Origin of the sequence: Chryseobacterium culicis, assembly GCF_002979755.1 — a bacterium.
Classification (GTDB): domain Bacteria; phylum Bacteroidota; class Bacteroidia; order Flavobacteriales; family Weeksellaceae; genus Chryseobacterium; species Chryseobacterium culicis_A.
This window is the reverse complement of sequence record NZ_PCPP01000001.1, coordinates 182,620-201,062: the sequence shown is the minus strand read 5'-3', so window position 1 is coordinate 201,062 and position 18,443 is coordinate 182,620. Positions and strand designations below refer to the sequence as shown.

Here is an 18,443-nt window from a genome sequence, read left to right as displayed (position 1 = left end):
TTATTTTCGTACGATGGAAATTTCCGAAGATTCTTTATTCCAATCCGTAAAGGAAATCATTAGACAGTCGCGCGAAAAAGTTTTTCGAATAGCGAATTCTACTTTACTGCTTACCTACTGGCAAATTGGAAAACTTATTGTTGAAGATGAACAACAGGGAAAAGAACGTGCAGAATATGGAAAATATACGCTGAAAAAACTTTCTCAGAAGCTTACCTTAGAATTTGGAAAAGGGTTTGATTATACCAACTTATCCAATATGCGAAAGTTTTACACTGCATTTCCAATTGTTGACACATTGTCTCAACAATTGAGCTGGTCACATTACAGATTGATTTCAAGTCAGGATAATAAAGACAAAAGACATTATTATCTAAATGAATCCGTACAAAATAACTGGAACGTAAGAGATCTCAAAAGACAAATCAATTCGCTAGCTTACGAAAGAGTTTTAGAACATAAAAAGTCTTCTTCGGAAAGTATTCACAGTGTTTTAAAAGATCCTTATATTTTTGAATTTCTTGGGTTAAAAGCTGATGAACAATTCTCTGAAAAAGAAATTGAAACAGCCATTATTGACCATATCCAGAAGTTTTTATTGGAATTCGGGAAAGGGTTCGCTTTTGTAGCCAGGCAACAACATATCTCAACAGATACATCGGACTTCTACATTGATCTTGTTTTCTACAATTACATCTTAAAATGCTTTGTCATAATTGATTTAAAAACCGAAGAACTTTCTCATCAGGATATCGGGCAGATTGATATGTATGTAAGAATGTATGATGATCTAAAACGCGGTGAAGGAGATAACCCAACCATCGGAATTTTATTATGTTCAGAAAAGGATGAAACTATTGTAAAATATTCCATTTTGAATGATAAAAACAATTTATTTGCCAGCAAATACCTGTTGTACCTCCCAAAAGAAGAAGAATTAAAACAAATTATTGATCAGGACAGAATCCGTTTTGAACTGGATCAGAAAGATAAAAACCCTTAATTAGAACTTAATCATATATCATTATGAGCTTAACTTTAGATGAAATACAAAATTTCAAAGGAAAGTATCCCAGACAAATCTGGAGCCTGTTTTTCTCTGAAATGTGGGAACGCTTCTGTTTCTACGGAATGCGTGGAATGTTGGTTTTCTTTATGATCTCCCAACTTAATTTCCATGAAAAAGAAGCCAACCTTCAATACGGTGCCACTCAGGCCTTTGTATATGCCTTTACTTTTGTAGGCGGTCTTTTTGCCGATAAAATTTTAGGATTCCGAAAATCCCTGTTCTGGGGTGGTCTCCTGATGATCGTAGGAAGTTTAATCCTTGCTACTGATCCGCACAAATTCTTTTTCTTGGGAATAGCATTCACCGTAGTCGGTACAGGTTTCTTCAAACCTAACATTTCATCTATGGTAGGACAGCTTTATAAACCTAATGACTCAAGAGCCGATGCCGGATTTTCACTTTTCTATGCAGGTATTAACCTAGGCGCTTTGCTGGGAGGTTATTTATGTATTGCTATTGGAAAAGGAGAATTTCTAAGTAATATTATTCCAGAAGAGATGAGATGGCATATTGCTTTTGGATTAGCTTCAATAGTAATGGTAATAAGCTTGATTAACTTTGTATTCACCCAAAGAACATTGGGAACTATTGGTCTACAGCCGGGGCATCCTTTAGCAGAAGAAAAAACAGCTCCCATACCAAAATGGAAAGAATATGGAGTATACGTTTTGTCATTGGTTTTTGTACCCATCATTATGACCATGGTTGCCAAAACAGAGTATACGGATTATTTCATGTGGACAATCGGGCCATTGACTTTAATCTATTTATTCTATGAAATGTCTAAAGTAACAGCTTCCGAGCGTAAAAAACTTTGGGCAGCATTGGTCTTCATTATATTCTCCATCATATTCTGGGGAATTTATGAACAAAGTGGAGGTTCTTTAAGTATTTTTGCGGCTAAGAACCTGAACAAAGATCTTTTCGGATTAGACCCAAATGGTGTGAATAACTCAGGTGGAGCTTTCTTCATTATATTCCTTGCCCCAATAATCGGACTTCTTTGGATCTGGTTGAATAAAAGAAAAATTGAACCCAACACCCTTATCAAATTCGGATTAGGATTCATTTTCCTGGGATTAGGATATTATGTTTTATTTGCCACCCGTTTATTTGCAGACCTTCAGGGAATTACTTCATTGAATTTCTTCACTCTAGCCCTGTTAATCATTACTCTCGGGGAACTATGCCTCTCTCCTATCGGATTATCCATCATGACAAAGCTTTCTACCAAGAATCTTCAGGGAATGATGATGGGAATGTGGTTTCTTGCTTCAGCTTACGGACAGTATGTTGCGGGGATTATCGGAGCCAGTCTTGCCACTTCAAAAGAAGGTTCTACCAACTATGATGCTTTGATCACTTATACTGATGGATATAAACAATTGGGATTATATGCGATAATTGCCGGAGTGGTATTAATTTTGATATCTCCGTACGTGAAAAAATTAATGCAAGATGTAAAATAAAAAATAAGTAATTATGCTTATTTTTACCTAAATATCACAATATGAAGAAAATTTTAAGCATAATCCTCTTACTTTTATTAAATTTCAGTTTTGCTCAGGTAAAGTGGATGACTATTGAAGAAGCCTTAAAAGCCCAAAAAGAAAATCCCAAGAAAATACTTATTGATTTTTATGCAGACTGGTGTGGCCCATGCAAAATCATGGATAAAAAAACATATGGACATCCTGTGATTGCTCAGATTCTCAATGAGAATTACTATCCGGTAAAGTTTAATGCAGAAGAAAAAAAGAGCATTGAAATCTTTGGAAGAACATTTTCCAATCCGAACAGTGAGCACAAAAAAGGAAAGAATTCCCTGCACGAGTTTACACAATATATGAATGTAGGAGCTGTTCCGAGTACGGTATTTCTGGATGAGCACGGAGATCCTATTACCATTCTTCAGGGAGAATTATCCGCTAAAGAACTGGAACCTTATCTGGAACTGATCTCAAAAGATTTGTTCAAAAAGATTAAAACCAGAGAACAGTGGGAAGACTACCAAAAAAAGTTCAAATCTAAAATCAAAGAGTAATTTAGAACTTCAAAACCCCAATTTTCGGGTTCAATTCTAAAAATTCACTATACAGACTTCCAATTTTTTTGGAAGTCTTTTTTATTTTACCGAAATTCGAACCTTTGTTTTTTCATACAGATCTGGAGATATTGAAACCAGATATCAAATCAAAAATGACTTTAGAAACTTCCATAGAATACGTAAAAGGAATAGGTCCGGAAAGAGCCAAACTCATCAAAAGTGTGTTGGGATTATCAACTGTTGAAGACCTGTTGAACTTCTACCCTATCCGTTATCTGGATAAAAGCAAAATTTATAAAATATCTCAGCTTCAGGAAGAAAGTAGTCAGGAAATCCAGCTGAGAGGAAAAATTACTCAGGTACAGGAAATCCAAACGGGGAAAACCAAGAGGTTATCTGCAAAATTCAATGACGATACCGGCAGTATGGATCTGGTGTGGTTTCAGTATTCCAAATGGCTGAAAGAACAGCTTCCTATCAACAAAGAGGTTTATATTTTTGGAAAGATCAATGTTTTCAACCGACAATTTTCTATGCCTCATCCGGAAATAGAAGCGGAAGAAAAAAAAGAAGGTGAAACCCGCCTTAAACCGATTTATCCAAGTTCTGAAAAATTGACTAAAAGAGGTTTAAATCAACGATTTTTTCAGAATGCATTAAGAAATATCTGCAAAGAGATTCCGAATCTTATTGAAGAGAATTTTCCGGAGTATCTGATGAAAACCTTTAAATTCATGTCCAGACAACATGCTTTTCTGAATGTTCATTTTCCAAAAGATCAGGAACATTTTGATAAAGCGGACTATAGGTTGAAATTTGAAGAATCATTCTTCTTTCAGTTAGGATATGGTTTAAAGAAATTACATCATAAAACGCAGTCTCACGGTAATCCTTTTCCAATTATCGGGGATCATTTCAATGATTTTTATGAAAACCACCTTCCTTTTGAACTTACCAATGCACAGAAAAGAGTCTTAAAGGAAATCAGAGTGGATATGAAGAGGCCTATTCAGATGAACAGGCTTTTACAAGGTGATGTAGGATCAGGAAAAACAATGGTAGCTCTTCTTACCATGCTTATCGCTATGGATAATGGTTTTCAGAGCTGTTTGATGGCACCTACGGAAATTCTCGCCCAGCAGCATTATAATGGGATCAAAGAACTTTTAGAAAAAACAGGAATCAATATCCGTCTCCTGACAGGTTCAACTAAAGCAGCAGAAAGAAGAATTATCCATGAAGAGCTGGAAAATGGTACGCTTTCTATTTTGGTAGGAACTCATGCGGTTTTAGAAGACAAGGTTAAATTTAAAAACCTGGGATTAGCCATCATTGATGAGCAACATAGATTCGGCGTTGCTCAACGGGCTAAACTTTGGGCTAAAAATAAAATTCCGCCACACATTCTTGTGATGACCGCTACACCGATTCCCAGAACTCTCGCTATGAGTTTTTATTCTGATCTTGATGTTTCCGTTATTGATGAAATGCCTGTAGGAAGAAAGCCTATCATTACTGCTCACAGACGTGAAAAAGACAGATTGTATGTATATAATTTCTGCAAAGATGAAATTAAGAAAGGCAGACAGGTTTATTTCGTATATCCTCTTATTGAGGAATCTGAAACCTTAGATTATAAAAACCTGATGGAAGGCCTGGAGCATGTCATGGAATATTTCTCAGAATACAATGTAACCATGCTTCACGGAAAAATGAAACCTGACGAAAAAGATGCTGCAATGGCTTATTTTGCTTCAGGTAAAGCAGAAATTATGGTGGCAACTACAGTAATTGAAGTGGGGGTAAATGTTCCCAATGCTTCCGTAATGGTGATTGAAAGTTCAGAAAGGTTCGGGCTATCACAGCTTCACCAGCTCAGAGGACGTGTGGGAAGAGGTGCCGAACAGAGTTACTGTATCCTGATGACTTCCGATAAATTATCCAAAGAAAGCAGAACACGTATCAAGACCATGACTGAGACCAATGATGGTTTCAAAATTTCTGAAGTGGATATGCAGCTTCGCGGTCCGGGAGATATTCTGGGTACCCAGCAAAGTGGTGTGGTAGATTTTAAAAGACTGGATCTTATTAATGATTCGGCAATCATTAAAACTACAAAAAATACGGTAGAAAGAATACTGGAAGCGGATCCAATGCTTTCCAGACAGGATAATCTGATTATTAAAAACTATTATATCAGGTACTACAAAGGGAAAAATAAGTGGAGTAAAATTTCATAAAAAAAACCGCAGAAAATTTTCCTGCGGCCCCCTTATAAAACTGTTATTTAGAAGAAATTACTTTTGGTCTGTTCAAAATAAATTTATTTTAATAGTTAGGCTTAATATTTTGTGATGTGGTGTGGTGTGAAAAAATATTTATATAACAATATAATAGATAAATAGTCTAAGACCTAACTATTAAAATAAATTATAAAAAACAAAATGAATTATTTTTTTCCAACTTGCTTATTATAAAAACTAACTGTTTTTCGGTGGAGATGAGGGAATGAAACGAATAAAAATACCTCCAACTACTTATTGAGTTTTCATGATTGTACCGTTTTGTTTAAAGATCTTCTGTGCTTTAAAATTGGAAAATTATTATAATTCATTTTGTTAACTAACATCGTGATTTATATAATTCTTTATTTTTAGAAACAATTACCTTTCATTCATCTGTATCTTCTACTATATAATGAAATTTGTGTCTGAGTTTACTTTTACAAATGTCAGTATATTAATTCAGATGCCTTTTATATTATTTTAATTATTCGTTATAAAATTATCACTTATTTGTGAATAGTATGCAGTAAATATGATTCAAAAATTCTTAACACTAAATTAATAAATCCCTTATCCATCATACTTTAAGGATTAAATTATCTTTATTCAATCCCGAAGTGTGATACTGCCAATTGATGGTAATAACTTCCGTAAGCACCTTTTTAAGCTTATCAAAACAATCAGGTTTTTTCATAAAAATGTGAGCTCCTTTTACAAAAATATCTTCTATTTCATTTTCCGGAATCGGTTCAGAAAAAATAGCCGTCACCATATTCTTGAATTTTGAATTTGAAGTGATATCTTCCAGGCACTCCATGCTTGTCTTTCCAGGAATAGCGTGGTTGATAAAAACAATTTCCGGAACTACAGCATCCTCATTATTGAGATATTCCATCAGGTTTTTTCCGTTACTGAAACATTGAACTTTTATAGAGATTTTCAACTCTTTTAGAATATTTTTAAAAAAAATCAATGTATTGTCATCGCTATCTGCTACTATTACGTTCAGAAATTCTTTATTCATACTGCATTTTAGGGTTTATTACCATGCTTTGTACTCTTCTTCGTCTGCCAATAATCTTTTGAAACTGGGATGGAGTGATTCCTGTTGTATTTTTAAACTGGGTACTCAAATGCGCCACACTGGAGTAATTCAGCTTGTGGGCAATTTCTGTAAGGCTTTGCTTGTTTCTTATGATCAAAGCTTTTGCATGCTCTATCTTTTGCAGAATGATAAAGTTCTCTATAGACGTGTAAGCCACTTCTGAAAATAGATTGGAAAGATATCCGTAGCTGTGATTCAGTTTCTCAGAAATATAGATCGATGCTTTTACGGGAATAATCTCATCAGAAAAGACAAGTTCTACAATAGCATCTTTTATTTTCTGTACCAAAGCGGTTTTTTGGCTTTCTATGATCTCGATACCATAATCTTCAAGATTTTTCTTAAAAAGATTGTGCTGTTCTTGGGTAAGGGGCTCATAGAATTCTACTTCACCGAAGTTCAGTAACCTGTACTTCAGCCCGTGTTCTTTTAGTTTCTCGTCCAATACCTTTTTGCAGAGGGCATTGAAATCAAATTTAACATACATTTTCATCCTAGTATATATAAAGCCAGTTTTATTTAGTAAATATAATAATTTATTTCATTTAAAAGTGAAATAGCTTTATTTTTTTTATTTTTGCGATATATACGAAAAAACTCCTGTATTATTGAATACAGGAATTTAAACACTAAGGATGAAAAAAATATACTGATAAAAAGCTGATTCAGCTCAAAACCAAGCATATGAATGTATTGTAATAAGTGATTTGGTTCTGAAGCAAAGATGAATTAAAAAAAGAAGTCACTTGTTATAGAATTACAGGATAAAGTTACAAAATTTTAAGTCATTTATCTGTGAATTAGAAATTCCATTAGAAAATCATCCATTACAAAACCGTTCCCAATGTCAAAAACACCTTCATCGTAAACCCTGTATCCCTGGGATTCATAGAAGTTTCTGGCAGAATTGTATTTATTGACATTTAAAATAATTCTATCGTTTTCGTTTTCATAAACCTTCTCATTGAGAAACCGAAGGGCTTCTTTTCCGAACCCTTTTCCTTTGCTCTCCGGAACCAGATAAATGCGATGCAGCTTGGTGGTTTTTTCTTCATAATGATGTTCGTATCCGATAAAGCCTTCATAGGAATCATTATCTTCATCCTGAATAAGATAATAATGATAATGCGGATTTTGGAAATGATTGAGAATTTCAGTTTCAGAATACATTCCAGAAAGCATGAATTCCATCTGTTCCTTCGAAAGAATATCTGCGTAAGCATTTTCCCATGATCTTCGCGCAAGATCCTGAATTAACGGGATGTCTGCAGCTGTTGCCTGTTTTAATTTCATGATTTGTTATAGTATGATGATTAAAAAAGTGAAAAGCCTAAACTTTTCACTCTTTATATTGTTCAATGATGACTGATGAGTCTTAAAACATGATTAAAATTCATCCTGTCAGTTCATTATTAAAGGTTTGCCATTTCAGCCTTAATTTTTGCATGAAGACCTTCTGAAGCCTTTACCAAAGGAAGTCTCAGATAATTCTTAATAATCCCTTTTTCTGTCAATATTACTTTAATACCGCAAGGGTTTCCTTCTGCAAAAATCAGACGGGTAATATCTACCAGCTTGTTGTGGATTTCATAAGCTTCTTTTACCTTTCCTTCGAAAGCCAGCTGTACCATAGTAGAAAATTCTTTAGGATACGCCTGCCCGATTACGGAAATTACACCATCACCTCCCGCTAATGTTACAGGTAATGTATATTCATCATCTCCGGAAACTAAAGAAAAACCTTCAGGTTTCTTTCTCAGAATATCAAAGTACTGTAAAATATTGGGTGCAGCTTCCTTAATCAAAAACAAATTAGGGAATTCTTTTGCAAGACGAATCGTAGTATCTGCTTCTACATTCTGCCCGGTTCTTGAAGGAACATTATAGATGATAATATTTTTTCCTGTGGAAGCTAACGCTTTATAATGCTGATAAAGACCTTCCTGATTAGGTTTATTATAGTATGGAGACACAGAAAGTACTGCTTCAAATGCAGAAAGGTCTGCTTCTTCAATCTGTTTCTTGACATCAAGAGTATCGTTACCGCCAATTCCCAACACTAAAGGAAGACGTTTATTATTTACCTTAATGATATGCTCAATTACCTGTTTCTTCTCCTCAGCAGAAAGCGTTGCGGCTTCTGCCGTTGTTCCCAATACAACCAAATAATTGGTCCCGTTGTCGATATTGTACTCCACAAGTTTTGTTAAACTATCGAAGTCAACGGATAAATCTTCATTAAAGGGTGTTACCAATGCAACACCTACTCCTTTTAAAATGCTCATCTGTTAGAATTATTTTTGCCAAATTTAATAATTTACAGTAAGAATTTGTAATAAATAATAATGTTTTATTATACATATAGTTATATTTGCATATACTAAAAGAGATTATGAAAAATAAATTCTTGTTACTAGGAATTGCTCTGGCGTCCCTTACAGCATGCAAAACGGCTTCTGCGCCGATGCTTGTAAATGTAAAGACCCAGAAAAATATTTCTATTAATAATGAGCTAAAGAATGATGAGGAGTTTGTAAAATTTATTGAGCCCTATAAGCAGAAACTGGACAAAGAAATGAACCAGAAGATTTCACACACGAATGTGGATCTTACCAAGCAGGGTGATAACAGCAATCTGGGAAATCTTTTAGCTGACTATACGTTTGAAGGAGGTAATGAATGGATTAAAACTCATCTTAAGCAAAACGTAGATGCTGCGCTGATCAATATCGGAGGAATCCGTACCACTATTGGAAAAGGAGATATTTTACTTAAAAATGTATTTGAAGTAATGCCTTTCGAAAATGAGGTGGTCATTGTAAAAATGAAAGGAGCAGATTTACCGGGTCTTTTTGAGTATTATGCAAAAACGCAGGTCAACAATCCTGTTTCTCATTTATACATTGAAACAAATAACGGACAGGTAATCAAAACCTTAATCAACGGAAAAGCAGTAGATCCGGCAAAAGATTATTATATTGCCACTTCAGACTATCTTGCGCTGGGAGGAGACAATATGAAATTCTTTGCAAAAGGAGAATCCATTGCAACAGGGATTAAAATGAGAGATTTATTTATCGATTATTTTAAGAAATCCCCTGAAGTTGTGGCAAATTCGGAGGTTCGTTTAAATTTTATCGGGAAGAAATAATGGATAGAAAAAGTTTTTTAAAAGCAATAGGCGGCGGATCTTTAGCAATGGCTTTAGCTCCCAACATGATGATGGCGGAAGAATTAAAAATCCTCAATGTAAAATCAGCAAATAAACTGACCATTCTTCATACCAATGACCAACATAGCAGAATAGAGCCTTTTGACGCAAGCTATACAAAAAATCCCAATCAGGGAGGTTTTGCAAGAAGAGCGAATTTAATTCAACAAATCAGAAATCAGGAAAATAATGTTCTTCTTCTTGATTCGGGAGATATTTTCCAGGGAACTCCTTATTTTAATTTTTTCGGAGGAGAACTGGAGTTCAAATTAATGTCCATGATGAAATATGATGCCTCTACCATGGGAAATCATGATTTCGACAATGGTCTTGATGGATTTTTAAAAGTGCTTCCTAATGCGAAGTTTCCTTTTATCTGTTCCAATTATGATTTTAAAAATACCGTTCTTGATGGGAAAACTTCCCCTTATCAGATCTTCAACAAGAATGGAATCAAAGTAGGAATTTTCGGAGTGGGAATCCAGCTGGATGGTCTTGTAGGCAAAAAACAGTATGGAGAAACCGTGTATTCCAATCCTATTGATGTAGCACAGCATTATTCAGATTTCCTGAAAAAAGATCAGAAATGTGATCTGGTAATTTGCCTTTCCCATATCGGCTACGACTACAGAGATGAACCTAATAAAATAAGCGATAAAATTTTAGCCGCCAATACAGAAAATATTGATATTATCTTAGGGGGCCATACTCATACATTCTTACCAGAACCTCAATCTTTTACCAACAGACAAGGCAAAAATGTTCTTGTCAACCAGGTTGGATGGGCAGGACTTCTTTTGGGCAGAATAGATTTTTATTTTGATACAAACAAAAACGTACAGCATATTTCCTGGAACAATCAGGTAATAGATAGCAGCATAACCGCATAATATGAAAAAACTCTCTATAATTTCTCTTGGTATTTTAGCATCCCTGCAGCTGATAAAAGCTCAGGTTATTTCATCCAAAAAATGGGCTGATCTGTTTTCTTACAACAAGATCTTAGCAATGAAAGAAGACAATGGAAAAATCATTGCGGCCACAGAAAACGGAATATTCTATTATACCATATCAACAGGAGAAATTACGAAGTTATCCAAGGCCAATGGTCTGCACAATATCGGAATCACAGCCTTTGATTATAATCCACAAACTAAAACCGGGCTTATCGGTTATGAAAACGGATCTATGGATGTGATCACGCCACAAGAGATCAAATATATTGTTGATATTCCTATTGCGACAGGATATAATGGGAATAAAAAAATCAACCATATTTCCATAACCGGAGATCAGGCGGTAATTTCTGTCGGGTATGGGCTATCCATATTTAACCTGCAGAATAAAGAATTTGGTGATTCAGCATTTTTCCTGTCTGGCGGGGTTTACCAGGCCAGTAATGAAGCCACAATATTCGGGAATAAAGTATATTCTGTAACTGACACAGGATTGAAAAGCCATCAAATGAATACTACGTTTCCGGTATATTCTACCTGGACAACGGAAGCTCCCGGAGCTTTTAAACATATAGATTCAGAATCAGAACTGGTTTTCTCAACGAATACAGCAGCCTATATTTATAATAACGGTACTCCAACACAACTTCCTACAACTTTCGAAAAAATCCGGGATGTTGTCATTACCTCCAATAGTATCGTCGTTACAGATAACAGAGTGTACACTTACGGCATCAATGGAGTATCACAAAATGCGGTAAGCCTTGGTGAAGAATGTAATACTGCACTAACAGCCGGTGGAAAAATTTTAGGAGGAACAGTATTGTCAGGGATAAAGGATGAAAGTAACAATACTTTTAAACCCTCAGGTCCTTTCTTCAATTTTGCCTATAATATCAATCTTTTTGATAATAGCCAGCTTTTGGTTTCTTCTGGAGCCAGAGCAAATAATTATAACCACCCGGCTATTCCTGCACAACTACCAAGTCCTGGTTTTTATTATTTCAATGGTACAGAATGGATTTATCCTTCATTCTTTGTTAAAAATCCTCCAGAGTTCGTTAATGTACTGGATGCTATTATTAGTCCTTACAATGGCAATGAGGTACTTTTCACCAATTATACAATGCGTGCTAACGGAGTATATAGAATGAAATATAATGCCACAAGCAAAGATTTTGAGCTGGTAAAATATTATGATCTTGGAGCACAACCTTATTACAGACGTCCTGTAGGTTTTGCTGTAGATCCTCAGAATAATCTGTTTGTTTCTTTTGGATTCAACGATGGAAACCCTTCTATGGGAATCTACGATAAAACAAGCGATGATTTTCTCATCAAGAAAATAGTTCTTGCCAGTGACGGGATACAGAAACCTGTTTTCCATGAAAATATGCTTTGGACACCACTCCCAAGATCTAATAATTTTTGGGTATATGACTATAAAAGTGCAACTAATCTTTCCGATGACACTGATTATATCCTAGGAAGTTCTAACGGATTTAATAGTTCAGGAGGTATATTATCCGTTGCATTTGATAAATCCGGTGATGCCTGGATCGGTACGGATGGAGGTTTAAGAATCATGCGCAACGCAGCAACTGAAATAAAGAGTTCTCAGCCTGAAGTAGAACCTATAGTTATAGAGCAGAATGGTTTAGGTGAAGAACTTTTCAGAGAATCAGCAATTCTGCAGATTGCAGTAGATGCCGGTGATTACAAATGGGTATCTGTTGACGGCGGTGGAGTTTATTACCTTTCTGCCGATGGTCAGAGAACCATAAAGCATTTTACAAAGGAAAATTCACCTCTTCCTACGAATAGTGTTACCGATATAAAAGTTGATAAAAAAACAGGTAAAGTATATTTTGTAACCTATAATGGGATTGTAACCTATCAGGGAGATGTTGCAGATGTGACCTCTAATTTCGGGGATGTTATGGTGTATCCTAATCCTGTTGTTTATTCTAATTTCAAAGGAAAAGTTACGATTAAAGGTCTAGCAGAAAAAACCAATATAAGAATTGTGGATGCTGCAGGAAATGTAGTTCACTCTGCAGTAGCAAGAGGAGGTTATTATGAATGGGATCTTAATAACCAGAAAGGAACAAGAGTAGCATCAGGGATTTATTTTGTCCTGATGACGAATGAAGACGGGTCTGATAAAGCTACCGCCAAAATAGGAGTGGTTAATTAATGAATTCACAAAACGGTTTTTTACTTTCGTTTATAAAATATGGGGAAAATGATGCTGTATTGCATTGTTTTACAGAAGAAGAGGGTTTTCAAAGCTATTTTCTGAAAGGAATTTATTCCAAAAAGAATAAAAAGAAAGCCCTGCTTCAGCCATTGAGCCAGCTTAATTTTTCCGTAAATCCATCCAGAGGTAACGGTATACCATCTGTTTCAAAGTTTGAACTGGTAAAAAACAATGATATCTACACCGATATAAGGGTCAATACTGTGATTTTCTTTATCTCAGATTTTCTGAGTCACATTCTGAAATATGAGAATAAAAATATTCCGATCTATTCCGGGATCAATCATTTTATCAGTGAACTGACTCATAAAAATTATCAGGCACACCTACTGTTTTTGCTGGCTTTTTTAAAAATACAGGGCGTTGCTCCTTTGCTGAGTGAAGGCAGGTTTTTAGATCCTGAAACCGGAACTTTTTCCCCGGGCATATGTCATCAGCTTTTCAATGAGGAAATTTCCACGCTGTGGAAAAAAGCCCTTTGTGCAGAAGATTTTTACTCCACAAAAATCCATTCGTCTTTAAGAAAAGATTTCCTTGACAGTCTTTTGGTATACTATCATTATCATATTACTGATTTCAAAACTCCGGCCTCACTGGAGGTGATACAACAGATATTTGAATAAGCCCAATTTGTCTTCTTACTTCTCTTTTGTTTTTTCAACATCATCCGGCATTTCGGTTTCGGATTCTGCCATTTCTTTTTTGGAAAACCGGGGTTGTAGAATTTTGGCAATAAGTCCCGTCCATCCTGTCTGATGGGAAGCTCCTACTCCACGACCGTTATCACCGTGAAAATATTCATAGAACAGGATATAATCTTTGAAATCCGGATCAGTCTGAAATCTTTCATACTGGCCATGAATCGGTCTTTTTCCATTTTCATCTTTCAAAAATATCTTGGCAAGCCTCTTGTTTAAAGCATCTGCAATCTGATCCAGGTTTGAATAGTTCCCGCTTCCCGTAGGATATTCCACTAAAAAATCAGGGCTATAGTAAAAGAAAAAACGCTGAAGACTATCAATAATAAGAAAATTGATAGGAAACCATACCGGACCGCGCCAGTTGCTGTTCCCTCCAAAAAGTCCGCTATCACTTTCTGCAGGCGTATATTTCACACTATAATTCGTGTCATTCAGCAGTAATGTATAAGGATTGTTTTCATATTCCTTGGATAAAGCTCTCACCCCATAATCGCTTAAAAACTCATCCGGATTCAACATCCGGCTTAGCAGTCTTTTCAAACGGTGTCCCCGAAGTAAAGATAAAAGGTGTTTGGAATCCTGCCCTTTCACTTCCCATCTTGAAACCAAAGAGGCAAGTTCCGGTTTATTATCCAGTACCCATTTCATTCTTTTCTTGAAATTGGGAAGGTTTTCAATCATTTCATCATCGATGACCTCAACGGCAAACATTGGGATCAATCCAACAATGGTTCTTAACTTCAGGTACATATGTGTTCCGTCATTGGAAGCTATGGCATCGTAAAAAAACTCATCCTGTTCATCCCAAAGGCTGAAATTTTCATCACCCATATTGTCCAGTGAGTGGGCAATAGCCAGAAAGTGTTCGAAAAACTTCATCGCCATTTCCTCATACACATTGTTATAGAGAGCCAGCTCCAAAGCAATTCTCATCATATTCAGGGCAAACATAGCCATCCAGCTCGTACCATCCGACTGCTCCAACTGTTCTCCGTTAGGTAACACAGTATTCCGGTCAAAAACACCAATATTATCAAGCCCTAAAAAGCCGCCTTCAAAGATATTGTTCCCATTAAGGTCTTTTTTGTTAACCCACCAGGTGAAATTCATCAACAGCTTCTGGAAAGCACTTTCCAAAAATTCCAGATCAGGTTTGTCTTTTAAGTATTCATCAATTTTGAATACTCTGAATACGGCCCATGCATGTACCGGAGGATTCACATCACTGAAATTCCACTCGTAAGCAGGAAGCTGCCCGTTAGGATGCATATACCATTCAAACAGGAAAAGTTTAAGCTGATGTTTTGCAAAATCCGCATCTATCAGTGAAAAACTGATGGTATGAAAGGCCAGATCCCAGGTGGCATACCACGGATATTCCCATTTATCAGGCATGGAAATAATATGTTCATTATTAAGATGCTTCCAGTCGTAGTTTCTTATTTTCTCTCTGGACTTTGGAGGAGGCATTTCGGCAGGATCTCCTTTCAGCCATTTTTCAACATTATAGTGGTAAAACATTTTGTTCCACAACATTCCTGCAAAAGCCTGTCTTTGTACCAGTTTTTCATCTTCGGAAGAAATACCTTTCTGGATCTCTGCATAAAATTCATCTGCTTCTTTCTGTCTTTGTTCAAAAAGAGTATCGAAGTCTTTAAAGGGTTCTCTTATATCCTTATCTGTAAGTCTGAATTCAAATATTTTAGTTTCTCCCCCCTGAAAATCCTCGTCAATAAAAAAAGAAGCTTTTGTTCCGGTATTCTGAGGATTGACCGACTGGGAATTTCCTGTCATCACAAAATTATTAATCCCGTCTTTACAGTATTTGGATTCATTGGAAGACTGGTAAAGCCTTTCATTATTGGTTTCATTGTTACAAAACAGGGTCTTTAAAGATTGTTTTGCATATACATTTTTTATCTCAATATCCTTATGGCTGACATTAATATGATCAGAATCTTCAGCAGACAACTGAGGCTTGTAGTCATCATATCCCCAATTCCATGTATTTCTGAACCAAATTGTCGGCAATAGTAAAAGAGGAGCTTCTTTTCCAGATTTATTGACAATTGTTATTCTGACCAGAATATCATTCTGGCTTTCCTTTGCATATTCAATAAAGATGTCAAAATATTCGTTGTGATCAAAAATCCCTGTATCAATCAATTCATATTCCGGTTCTTCTTTTCCTCTTGTTCCATTTGTTTTTACCAGATCTTCATAGGGGAAAGCATTTTGAGGATACTTATACAGCATTTTCATATAGGAATGCGTAGGGGTAGAATCTATGTAATAAAAGTATTCTTTTACATCTTCACCATGATTTCCCTGCCCGTTCGTCAGTCCAAAGAACCGTTCTTTGACCATTTTATCCTTTTTGTTCCAGAATCCCACAGAAAATATCAGCTTCTGGAGATCATCACAGATTCCGCAGATTCCTTCCTCGCCCCAGCGGTAAGTTTTGGCTTCTGCCGTATCATGACCTGTATAATTCCAGGCATCTCCATTTTCACTATAATCTTCACGAACAAGTCCCCATTCACGGTTACTGACATAGGGTCCCCATTTTTTCCATGAAATATCTGAAATTCTCTGTTTTTCTGACATAAGCGATAATTATGAGTTATGAGTAATGAATAATGAGCAATGAGTACTATGTTTCGTTTCAAGCGTTAAGAACAACCTCAAAACTTTAAACTTTAAATTTTAAACTTTGAACTTTGAACCTTTAACTCTACTACCCTCCCGTAGAAAAGCTCTCAAACGTGGTCATTCCACCATCCACAAAAATGCTGGCTCCCGTTATATAATCGGCAAGATCACTGGCAAGAAATGCCGCCAGATTTCCGATATCCTGTGGCTGTCCGATTCGGTTATAAGGAATCAGAGTAAGAAGAGAATTGAGGGCTTCCGGAGTACTCCATGCATTTTGATTAATAGGAGTCTGGATAGCTCCCGGACAAATAGAATTCACACGGATTTTATCTGCTCCATATTCCTGGGCAAGGGTCTGCATGAGCATTCTTACAGCACCTTTACTGGATGCATAATTAGCATGTCCGGCCCAAGGGATAATTTCGTGTACTGAACTGATATGAATGATTTTTCCACAAGCGACAGAACGTGAAGGATCTATTCCTCTCCGAAGAAACTCTTTAATGGCTTCTCTTGCACATAGAAACTGTCCCGTCAGATTAACGCCTATGACAGCATTCCATTGATCCAAAGTCATTTCAGTAAATTTCGCATCTTTTTGAATCCCTGCATTATTGATCAGGATATCAACGGTTTGAAACTCAGAAACAACATCCTGAAACATTCTGACCACCTGATCTTCCTTGGATACATCACACTGATAGGTCATTCCTTTTCCTCCTGCATCCGTTATTTCTTTTAAAACGGTTTTAGCTTCTTCTGCAGATCTTTCCGAAGAATGATTAACAATGACTGTTGCCCCAGCTGATGCTAATGATTTTGCAATCCCTGAACCAATTCCACTGGAAGCTCCTGTGACTACAGCCACCTGATTCTGAAGTGATATTTCCATGTTTTGTAATTTGATGTTACTCAAAGTTATGGAAAGATATCAGCAGATAAAAAATTATGATTTTAAAATTTTATTAAAGTTTTTTGTACATCAGGTATTGAGGACCACTTCTTCCGATTCTGGTTTTGCCATCATAAATGTATCCAGCCTGAAGATAAATATGATAAGCAGAATTATTTTTCTGGTTTACTGCCAGTACAATTTCATCACAGGTATTGAAGTGATTTTTGACAAAATTACCTACTTCCAGCATGGCAGCTTTCCCAATTCCCTTTCCCTGCATCTGAGGATTCACAGATAGAGAGCGTAATAAAACTGAATTTTCATTATCGGTAAGCTCAAGTTTATCATTCCCAAAATCAAGGACAAAAAAACCAACGGCTGCATCATTTTCAAATATGGTCACCGGAAATGCGTCTTCATCATTACGTTCACTGATGCTTTGTAAAGCCTGCTGAGCAGTTGCAGTAAAGCGCATCTGATTTTCATCCAGGGCATAGCTTACCCCAGATAGATCTTCCTGTTTAAAGAATTCTAAGTGTATCATAATATTAGTGATGGTAGACATCTTCATACATTACCCCCGCACGGATTTCCACGGGAAGTTTATTTTCCTCAGGAACAATAGGGCAATTATAATCGTAAGCGTTATAGGCACAGAAAGGATGATATGACTGGTTAAAATCAAGCACTATCGTATTTCCTTTCGGGATTTTTAAATCCATATATTTCCCTCCTCCATAGGTTTCTTTTTCATTGGTAGCATCACGGAAAGGAAGAAAGAGATAATCTTTGTATTTGTCCTGTTTGATTAAATCCAGACTCTGGTATAAAGTAACGTTATAAGGCTTTCCATCCAATGTAAATGTTGCTTTTCCATATTCCTGATACGACTTTGTTTTTCCTGAAGATGTAGGAAGATCGAAGGGTTGGGTATCTTTTGATTGGACAAATTGTGCCGTAACTCTGTATTTGGCATCAAAAGGAAAGAAAGGATGTCCTTTAAAGTTTTTAAGGTTATCCCCTCTTAATGGAGTTTCTTTTGGATTGAAATATTCTGCATTCAGTTCTTTCTGAAATTTCTGCACCTCTTTTTCTTCTTTTGATATCTTTTTTTGAGAAAAAGCCCATAACGGAAGCAATAAAAAGAGTATTATATATTTTTTCATGAATTTAAAATTATAAGTAAAACTATGAATTTCCGAAACAATAAAAGTTAAAATTGTAATAAAAAATATAATCTGTAATAAATAAAATAAGTG

At 35.9% G+C, this 18,443-nt stretch carries 16 protein-coding genes; 8 read left to right on the top strand and 8 right to left on the bottom strand.

What is annotated here, in order from left to right; genetic code table 11:
• Positions 1-13: 13 nt before the first annotated feature.
• The 4 genes from CQ022_RS01020 to recG all read left to right on the top strand — a co-directional run bounded on the left by CQ022_RS01020 (position 14) and on the right by recG (position 5,356).
• Positions 14-1,003: a YhcG family protein gene (locus CQ022_RS01020; protein WP_105684243.1), complete on the top strand. Its 990-nt coding sequence runs from the start codon at positions 14-16 to the stop codon at positions 1,001-1,003.
• 23 nt (positions 1,004-1,026) lie between these two features.
• Positions 1,027-2,538 (top strand): peptide MFS transporter, encoded by a 1,512-nt coding sequence (locus CQ022_RS01015; RefSeq protein WP_105684244.1) that lies wholly within the window; start codon positions 1,027-1,029, stop codon positions 2,536-2,538.
• 41 nt (positions 2,539-2,579) lie between these two features.
• The gene (locus CQ022_RS01010; protein ID WP_105684245.1) at positions 2,580-3,113 is read left to right on the top strand and encodes a thioredoxin family protein; all 534 of its coding nucleotides are present in this window, start codon (positions 2,580-2,582) and stop codon (positions 3,111-3,113) included.
• 155 nt (positions 3,114-3,268) lie between these two features.
• Positions 3,269-5,356: an ATP-dependent DNA helicase RecG gene (gene recG, locus CQ022_RS01005; RefSeq protein ID WP_105684404.1), complete on the top strand. Its 2,088-nt coding sequence runs from the start codon at positions 3,269-3,271 to the stop codon at positions 5,354-5,356.
• A gap of 622 nt (positions 5,357-5,978) precedes the next feature.
• Here the strand turns inward: recG and CQ022_RS01000 are convergent.
• From CQ022_RS01000 to dapA, 4 genes are all read right to left on the bottom strand, one after another.
• Complete coding sequence (locus CQ022_RS01000; protein WP_105684246.1) at positions 5,979-6,425, bottom strand: response regulator; 447 nt, start codon at positions 6,423-6,425, stop codon at positions 5,979-5,981.
• Positions 6,418-6,999 (bottom strand): helix-turn-helix domain-containing protein, encoded by a 582-nt coding sequence (locus CQ022_RS00995; protein ID WP_105684247.1) that lies wholly within the window; start codon positions 6,997-6,999, stop codon positions 6,418-6,420. Before CQ022_RS00995 ends, CQ022_RS01000 begins: the two co-directional genes overlap by 8 nt.
• Positions 7,000-7,295: 296 nt before the next feature.
• Complete coding sequence (locus CQ022_RS00990) at positions 7,296-7,799, bottom strand: GNAT family N-acetyltransferase (RefSeq protein ID WP_105684248.1); 504 nt, start codon at positions 7,797-7,799, stop codon at positions 7,296-7,298.
• 119 nt (positions 7,800-7,918) lie between these two features.
• Complete coding sequence (dapA, locus tag CQ022_RS00985; RefSeq protein ID WP_105684249.1) at positions 7,919-8,791, bottom strand: 4-hydroxy-tetrahydrodipicolinate synthase; 873 nt, start codon at positions 8,789-8,791, stop codon at positions 7,919-7,921.
• A 107-nt stretch (positions 8,792-8,898) separates the two neighbouring features.
• On the opposite strand from dapA, the gene CQ022_RS00980 reads away from it, so the two are divergent.
• The 4 genes from CQ022_RS00980 to recO are packed head-to-tail and all read left to right on the top strand — an operon-like array spanning position 8,899 to position 13,556.
• Positions 8,899-9,657, top strand: coding sequence for a 5'-nucleotidase C-terminal domain-containing protein (locus CQ022_RS00980; protein ID WP_105684250.1), 759 nt, complete (start codon positions 8,899-8,901; stop codon positions 9,655-9,657).
• Positions 9,657-10,607 (top strand): bifunctional metallophosphatase/5'-nucleotidase, encoded by a 951-nt coding sequence (locus tag CQ022_RS00975; RefSeq protein WP_105684251.1) that lies wholly within the window; start codon positions 9,657-9,659, stop codon positions 10,605-10,607. Before CQ022_RS00980 ends, CQ022_RS00975 begins: the two co-directional genes overlap by 1 nt.
• 1 nt (position 10,608) lies before the next feature.
• Complete coding sequence (locus tag CQ022_RS00970; RefSeq protein ID WP_105684252.1) at positions 10,609-12,870, top strand: T9SS type A sorting domain-containing protein; 2,262 nt, start codon at positions 10,609-10,611, stop codon at positions 12,868-12,870.
• Positions 12,870-13,556 (top strand): DNA repair protein RecO, encoded by a 687-nt coding sequence (recO, locus tag CQ022_RS00965; RefSeq protein ID WP_105684253.1) that lies wholly within the window; start codon positions 12,870-12,872, stop codon positions 13,554-13,556. Before CQ022_RS00970 ends, recO begins: the two co-directional genes overlap by 1 nt.
• 15 nt (positions 13,557-13,571) lie before the next feature.
• Here the strand turns inward: recO and CQ022_RS00960 are convergent, their stop codons facing one another.
• From CQ022_RS00960 to CQ022_RS00945, 4 genes are all read right to left on the bottom strand, one after another.
• On the bottom strand, positions 13,572-16,241 hold the full coding sequence (locus tag CQ022_RS00960) for an MGH1-like glycoside hydrolase domain-containing protein (protein WP_105684254.1): 2,670 nt from the start codon (positions 16,239-16,241) through the stop codon (positions 13,572-13,574).
• 130 nt (positions 16,242-16,371) lie between these two features.
• Positions 16,372-17,181, bottom strand: coding sequence for a glucose 1-dehydrogenase (locus CQ022_RS00955; protein WP_105684255.1), 810 nt, complete (start codon positions 17,179-17,181; stop codon positions 16,372-16,374).
• A gap of 73 nt (positions 17,182-17,254) precedes the next feature.
• Complete coding sequence (locus CQ022_RS00950; protein ID WP_228421827.1) at positions 17,255-17,728, bottom strand: GNAT family N-acetyltransferase; 474 nt, start codon at positions 17,726-17,728, stop codon at positions 17,255-17,257.
• Between the two features lie 4 nt (positions 17,729-17,732).
• Positions 17,733-18,350: a DUF1684 domain-containing protein gene (locus tag CQ022_RS00945; RefSeq protein WP_105684257.1), complete on the bottom strand. Its 618-nt coding sequence runs from the start codon at positions 18,348-18,350 to the stop codon at positions 17,733-17,735.
• Positions 18,351-18,443 lie beyond the last annotated feature (93 nt).

Excerpts from the sequence above, each read along its gene's own strand:
- recO (WP_105684253.1), top strand. The coding sequence starts at position 12,870 with ATGAATTCACAAAACGGTTTTTTACTTTCGTTTATAAAATATGGGGAA.
- CQ022_RS01000 (WP_105684246.1), bottom strand. The coding sequence starts at position 6,425 with ATGAATAAAGAATTTCTGAACGTAATAGTAGCAGATAGCGATGACAAT.
- CQ022_RS00950 (WP_228421827.1), bottom strand. The coding sequence starts at position 17,728 with ATGATACACTTAGAATTCTTTAAACAGGAAGATCTATCTGGGGTAAGC.
- CQ022_RS00980 (WP_105684250.1), top strand. The coding sequence starts at position 8,899 with ATGAAAAATAAATTCTTGTTACTAGGAATTGCTCTGGCGTCCCTTACA.
- CQ022_RS01010 (WP_105684245.1), top strand. The coding sequence starts at position 2,580 with ATGAAGAAAATTTTAAGCATAATCCTCTTACTTTTATTAAATTTCAGT.
- recG (WP_105684404.1), top strand. The coding sequence starts at position 3,269 with ATGACTTTAGAAACTTCCATAGAATACGTAAAAGGAATAGGTCCGGAA.
- CQ022_RS01020 (WP_105684243.1), top strand. The coding sequence starts at position 14 with ATGGAAATTTCCGAAGATTCTTTATTCCAATCCGTAAAGGAAATCATT.
- CQ022_RS00960 (WP_105684254.1), bottom strand. The coding sequence starts at position 16,241 with ATGTCAGAAAAACAGAGAATTTCAGATATTTCATGGAAAAAATGGGGA.
- dapA (WP_105684249.1), bottom strand. The coding sequence starts at position 8,791 with ATGAGCATTTTAAAAGGAGTAGGTGTTGCATTGGTAACACCCTTTAAT.
- CQ022_RS01015 (WP_105684244.1), top strand. The coding sequence starts at position 1,027 with ATGAGCTTAACTTTAGATGAAATACAAAATTTCAAAGGAAAGTATCCC.
- CQ022_RS00945 (WP_105684257.1), bottom strand. The coding sequence starts at position 18,350 with ATGAAAAAATATATAATACTCTTTTTATTGCTTCCGTTATGGGCTTTT.
- CQ022_RS00975 (WP_105684251.1), top strand. The coding sequence starts at position 9,657 with ATGGATAGAAAAAGTTTTTTAAAAGCAATAGGCGGCGGATCTTTAGCA.
- CQ022_RS00990 (WP_105684248.1), bottom strand. The coding sequence starts at position 7,799 with ATGAAATTAAAACAGGCAACAGCTGCAGACATCCCGTTAATTCAGGAT.
- CQ022_RS00970 (WP_105684252.1), top strand. The coding sequence starts at position 10,609 with ATGAAAAAACTCTCTATAATTTCTCTTGGTATTTTAGCATCCCTGCAG.
- CQ022_RS00995 (WP_105684247.1), bottom strand. The coding sequence starts at position 6,999 with ATGAAAATGTATGTTAAATTTGATTTCAATGCCCTCTGCAAAAAGGTA.
- CQ022_RS00955 (WP_105684255.1), bottom strand. The coding sequence starts at position 17,181 with ATGGAAATATCACTTCAGAATCAGGTGGCTGTAGTCACAGGAGCTTCC.